The organism is Amycolatopsis kentuckyensis (assembly GCF_002155975.1).
Taxonomy (GTDB): Bacteria; Actinomycetota; Actinomycetes; order Mycobacteriales; family Pseudonocardiaceae; genus Amycolatopsis; species Amycolatopsis kentuckyensis.
In genome coordinates this window covers 1-5,972 of sequence record NZ_MUMI01000656.1, presented here as the reverse complement: position 1 = coordinate 5,972, position 5,972 = coordinate 1, and the positions used below count along the sequence as shown (strand labels likewise).

2 protein-coding genes and 1 pseudogene are annotated in these 5,972 nt (G+C 69.4%); all 3 read right to left on the bottom strand.

From position 1 onward, the window contains the following. Positions 1 to 120: 120 nt before the first annotated feature. Entirely contained in the window at positions 121 to 1,332 is a 1,212-nt protein-coding gene (locus CCN39_RS44945; protein ID WP_086852971.1) for a cytochrome P450, read from the bottom strand. A 384-nt stretch (positions 1,333 to 1,716) separates the two neighbouring features. Further along, positions 1,717 to 4,287 (bottom strand): annotated as a pseudogene (gene secA / locus CCN39_RS44940) (preprotein translocase subunit SecA); the annotation flags it as partial. 207 nt (positions 4,288 to 4,494) lie between these two features. Beyond that, positions 4,495 to 5,181 (bottom strand): ribosome hibernation-promoting factor, HPF/YfiA family, encoded by a 687-nt coding sequence (gene hpf, locus CCN39_RS44935; RefSeq protein ID WP_086852967.1) that lies wholly within the window; start codon positions 5,179 to 5,181, stop codon positions 4,495 to 4,497. Positions 5,182 to 5,972 lie beyond the last annotated feature (791 nt).

The window sequence follows — 5,972 nt, the reverse complement described above, 5'->3', positions numbered from 1 at the left end:
TCCCCTCGGCGGCCACACGTGAGTTGCGCAAGCACCCCGCAGCGTCGGCGCGGCGCCATCCCCTCGGCGGCCACACGTGAGTCGCCGAAGCATTCCCGCAGCGTCGGCGTGGTGGGCGCGCTAACCGCCGCTCGCCACCGGGAGGGCCGACAAGCCGCGCAGGGTTGCCGTGGGGTTCCAGGCCGGGGTTCCCGCCAACCTCAACTCCGGGCGGCGGCGGGCCAGCTCGCGGAAGGCGATCCGGGCCTCCAACCTCGCCAACGGCGCCCCCAGGCAAAAGTGGATCCCCTGGCCGAACGCCAGGTGCCGGCTCGACTCCCGCGCCGGGTCGAAAGACTCCGGGGAGGGGCCCGTTGCCGGGTCGCGGTTGGCCGCTCCCAGCAGGACTATCAGCTGGCTGCCCTCCGGGACCGGCAGCTCGGCCAGCGTCGTGTCGCGCAGGGCCGTTCGGGCCGTCAGCTGGACCGGTGAGTCGTAGCGCAGCACCTCCTCCACCACGCGCGCCGCGTTCTCGCCGTCCGCTCCCAGGGGCTTCAAGCCGTCCGGGGCGCTCAGCAGCGCCAGAACTCCGTTGCCGATCAGGTTCGTCGTCGTCTCGTGGCCGGCGATCAGCAGGAGCGTGAGCGTCACCAGGAGCTCGCCCTCGCTGAGCACGTCGCCCGCGTCCGAGACCGCCACCAGCGCCGAAAGCAGGTCTTCCCCCGGGTCGCGGCGGCGGTCGGCCGCCAGGGCGCGGAAGTACGCGACGAACGACTGCCGGGCTTTGACCGCCGGCTCGAGCGTGTCCGGGTGCTGCAGGAACGGCGGGTCCAGCGCCCGAGCCATCGCGTGCGACCACTCCGCGAAGCGCTCGCGGTCGTCCAGGGGCACGCCGAGGAGTTCCGCGATCACCTCGACCGGCAACGGCTTCGCGAACGCCGTCATCACGTCGAATTCGGCCGGCGCGCGGTCGATGAGCGCCGCCGCGATCTCCTCGATGCGCGGGGCCAGCTGCTCCACCATCCGCGGCGTGAACGCCTTCGCCACCAGCCGCCGCAGGCGCGTGTGGTCCGGCGGGTTCAGCGACAGGAATCCCCGGACCACGCGTCCCGATTCGTCGACCGGCTGGTCCGGGACGCGGTCCGCCGGATCCAGGTACTCGGGTTCGGGGTGGCCGAACGCCGGGTCGCGCAGCACCTGCGTGGCCTCGGCGAGGCCGCTGATCACGAACATCCGCTCCGCGAGGGCCGCCACCGGCCGGGCCTCGCGCCAGCGCCGGTAGTGCGGGTACGGGTCCGGTCGCCGCTCGGCGCCGAACAGCGCGAAGAACTCCTGTGGATCCGCCGACGTCACCGAACATCCCCCATCAACGACGTCGGGGCGCGCGGACCTCGCCGCGCGCCCCGATCGATCACACCCGTGTCAGCGACGCGGGCCCTTCTTGCCCTTCTTGGCGGCGTCACGCTGGGCGGCGCGACGGTCGCGACGCGTACCGCCGGCGCCACCGCCCGCGGCCTGCGCCCCGCCCTCGGCGTGGGACTCGACCTCGCCGTCCTCGCCCGGACCGGACAGCGTCATGCCCGACTGCTGGCCACCGGCGCCGAGGCCCTTGCCGCGCAGGGCGGCCGGGACGGACTCGGTGTCGGTCGTCGGCGGCTGGGGCGGCGCCGGACGCGCGTGGCGCCCTTCGGCCGCCTGGCCGTTGCCGGTGGGGACGCCCGTCGGCAGCGCCGCGGCTTCCTCGGCCGGCGGAGCTTCGGCCCGCTCGACCTGCAGGTTGAACAGGAAGCCGACGGCCTCCTCCTTCAGCGAGTCGAGCATCGCGCGGAACATGTCGAAGCCCTCGCGCTGGTACTCGATCAGCGGGTCGCGCTGCGCCAGCGCCCGCATGCCGATGCCCTGCTTGAGGTAGTCCATCTCGTAGAGGTGCTCGCGCCACTTGCGGTCGAGGACCGTCAGCATCACCTGGTGCTCCAGGGTCCGCATGCCCTCCGGGCCGACGAGCGCGTTGATCTCCTCTTCGCGCTTGTCATAGGCGCGGCGGGCGTCCTCGACCAGCGCTTCGCGCAGGCTGCTCTCGTCGAGGTCGCCGTCCTCCATGAGGTCGTCCCACTCGATGCTGACCGGGTAGAGCTGCTTCAGCGCCGTCCACAGCTTCTCGTGGTCCCAGTCCTCGGCGTAGCCGTTGGCCGTCGCACCGTCCACATAGGCGTTGACGACGTCGACGAGCATGCCCTCGATCTGGTCGCGCAGGTTCTCGCCGGCCAGCACCCGGTGGCGCTCGGCGTAGATCACCTTGCGCTGCTCGTTCATGACCTCGTCGTACTTGAGGACGTCCTTGCGCTGCTCCATGTTGATCTGCTCGACCTGGGTCTGCGCGCTCTTGATGGCCTTGGAGACCATCTTGTGCTCGATCGGCACGTCGTCGGGCAGCCGCATGGTCGTCATGACGCGCTCGACCATGGTCGCGTTGAAGCGGCGCATGAGCTCGTCACCGAGCGACAGGTAGAAGCGGGACTCGCCCGGGTCACCCTGACGGCCGGAACGACCGCGGAGCTGGTTGTCGATGCGGCGCGACTCGTGCCGCTCGGTGCCCAGCACGTAGAGCCCGCCGGCCTCGCGGACCTCTTCGGCCTCGGCCTTCGACTCCGCCTTGACCTGCTCGAGGACCTCGGGCCACGCGGCCTCGTACTCCTCGGAGTGCTCGACCGGGTCCAGGCCGCGCTCACGCAGCACCTGGTCGGCGATCAGGTCGGGGTTGCCGCCCAGCACGATGTCGGTACCGCGGCCGGCCATGTTCGTGGCGACCGTGACGGCGCCCTTCTGGCCGGCGCGCGCGACGATCAGCGCCTCGCGGTCGTGGTGCTTCGCGTTCAGCACCTCGTGCGGCACGCTCAGCTTCACCAGCAGCTTCGACAGGTGCTCGGACTTCTCGACGCTCGTCGTGCCGACCAGCACCGGCTGGCCCTTCTCGTGCCGCTCGGCGATGTCCTCGGCGACGGCCTCGAACTTGGCCTGCTCGGTCTTGTAGATCAGGTCGGCCTGGTCGACGCGGACCATCGGCCGGTTCGTCGGGATCGGCACCACACCCAGCTTGTAGGTCTGGTGGAACTCCGCGGCCTCGGTCTCGGCCGTACCGGTCATGCCGGACAGCTTCTCGTAGAGGCGGAAGTAGTTCTGCAGCGTGATCGTGGCGAGGGTCTGGTTCTCGGCCTTGATCTCGACCTTTTCCTTGGCCTCGATCGCCTGGTGCATGCCCTCGTTGTAGCGGCGGCCGTGCAGGATGCGCCCGGTGAACTCGTCGACGATCATGACTTCGCCGTTGCGGACGATGTAGTCCTTGTCGCGGTGGAAGAGCTCCTGGACCTTCAGCGCGTTGTTCAGGTACCCGACCAGCGGGGTGTTCGCGGCCTCGTACAGGTTCTCGATGCCGAGCTGGTCCTCGACGAACCGGACGCCCTTCTCGGTGACGGCGACGGTGCGCTTCCGCTGGTCGACCTCGTAGTGGTACTTCGAGTTGATCAGGTTCGTCTTCTCGACGCGCTCGCGCGACCCCATGGTGGTGGTGTCGATGCCCTGCATCAGCGGGGCGAGCCGGGCGAACTCGACGTACCAGCGCGACGACTGGTCGGCCGGGCCGGAGATGATCAGCGGCGTCCGGGCCTCGTCGATGAGGATCGAGTCCACCTCGTCGACGACGGCGTAGTAGTGCCCGCGCTGCACGCAGTCGTCGAGGCTCCACGCCATGTTGTCGCGCAGGTAGTCGAAGCCGAACTCGTTGTTCGTGCCGTAGGTGATGTCGGCGTTGTACTGGGAGCGCCGCACGTCCGGCTGCTGCTCCGAGAGGATGACGCCGACCTCGAGGCCGAGGAAGCGGTGGATGCGGCCCATCCACTCCGAGTCGCGCTTGGCGAGGTAGTCGTTCGTCGTGACGACGTGGACGCCCTTGCCGGGGATGGCGTTGAGGTAGGCGGGGAGGACGCAGGTGAGCGTCTTGCCCTCGCCGGTCTTCATCTCGGCGACCTGACCGAGGTGCAGCGCGGCGCCGCCCATCAGCTGGACGTCGAAGTGCCGCTGGCCCAGCACCCGCTTGGCCGCTTCCCGGACGACCGCGAAGGCCTCCGGCAGCAGGTCGTCGAGGGATTCGCCGTCGCCGTTCCGCTTGCGGAACTCCTCGGTCTTGGCCCGCAGCTCGGCGTCGGTCAGGTCCTTGACGTCGTCTTCGAGGGTGTTGATGTGATCGGCGATGTTGCGCAGCCGCTTCACCATCTTGCCCTCACCCGCGCGGAGCAGGCGGTTCAGCACCATCCGGTCGACCTCACTAGCTGAATATGAGCACGCCCAGGCCGGTCCCGGGCAGGTTCTCCCGCGGTGGCGGCCGTGTTCGGCACCACCTTCCCACCCCCATCGTAGGGAACGGTGGCCCTCGTGTGCACACGCCGTACGTCCTGACATGCGGAGGGCCCGCACGCGAGCACGTGCGGACCCTCCGGCAGACCTCCCTTTGTGCCCGGCTCAGCCGAGCCGGATCACGCCGTAGTCGAAGCCTTTCCGCCGGTAGACCACGCTGGGCCGGCCCGCGTCGGAGTCGTTGAAGAGGTAGAAGTCGTGGCCGACCAGCTCCATCTCGTAGAGAGCCTGGTCCACCGTCATGGGCTCCGCGGTGTGCTGCTTCTCGCGAACGACACGGCCGGGCTGGTGACCCAGGTCGTCGTCGGCCCAGCTCTGCTGCTGGGGCAGATGGATCTCGTCGGCACTCGCGAAGCCGTTCGTCTGCGGTTCGGCTTCGGGTGCGTCCAACACCGCGGTACGCGCGGCGGGACTGGCTGCGGCCGGGGATCCACCACCCGGCAGTACCGAGGTCGCTTCGGCGACCGATTCCGGACGGCTGCGGCCGTAGTGCACGCGCCTCCGGTCGTGTGTCCTCCGCAGCCGGTTTTCCAGCTTGGTGACTGCGGAATCGAGCGCCGCGTAGAAGTCGGCGGCACACGCTTCAGCGCGTACGGCCGGGCCCCGCCCCTTTCCGGTGATTTCGACGCGCTGGCAACTCTTGGCCTGGCGCCGGTTGGGTTCGTGGAACAGTTCCACGTCGTACCGGATGACTTTCCTGTCGTAGCGCTCGAGACGGGCCAGCTTTTCGCTGACAAGCGCCCGATAGTGGTCGGGCACCTCCACGTTGCGGCCCTTAACGACGATGTCCATACACGACCTCCCTCGCTGAGATGACTGCGAGCTGTTGTGTTCACACACGGCGCCGGTATTGCGGGGACGTAAGCCCGGATCGCGGGCTGAGAAGGAACTCGGGAACGGTGGACGACGTCTCGTTCCGGTGACCGAGCGCGGACTCAGCGCACCTCCGGCGCCAGGGACATGGGCTCGTCACCTCCCTGCCTGCGGGGATTGCTGATTGCGGAGCACGTTAGCTTCCTCACGCCCGTTACAACAGCCCCCGAGCCGGGGGATGTCAGGGGATGGGACCCGGTCACCCCGCGCAGTGATCGCGAAGTGGGCACCGCAAAACACCCGCTGGTCGGACGCGCCCCGGTCGCCGTGCTTTCACACGGACGGCGCATCGCTGCCTCCTGCTGGACGCCGAGGGTGACAGCCCGGTTTCCCACAGCCGCCACTCCGGTGGAGTGGTGCGGCGGCCGAGTGATCGTGATCGACACCCTCATGCCCGGACAACGGGCGCCGGCCCGCTCGCGTTCCCGGCTGTTGTCACTCGTGTAGGTGACATCGCGTTCACCCGGGCGCGCGAAGTGGATTATCCGGTGGCTTTTTTGGCGGCTGAGCTGGGCCGGGATGGTTTGGGCGGTGTTTGATCGGGGTGAGGCGCGGAACCGGTACCACGGTTTTCGATCTGCGCACGGTCCACAGTGGCGCGGCCCTTTCGGAGTGCCTGGATCAGCCGGCCGCCAGGAGCGTGAGGACGGCGGAGACCGTGAAACCCGCGGCCGCCAGGGCTCGGGTGCAGGCGGCCGCGGGTTTCACGG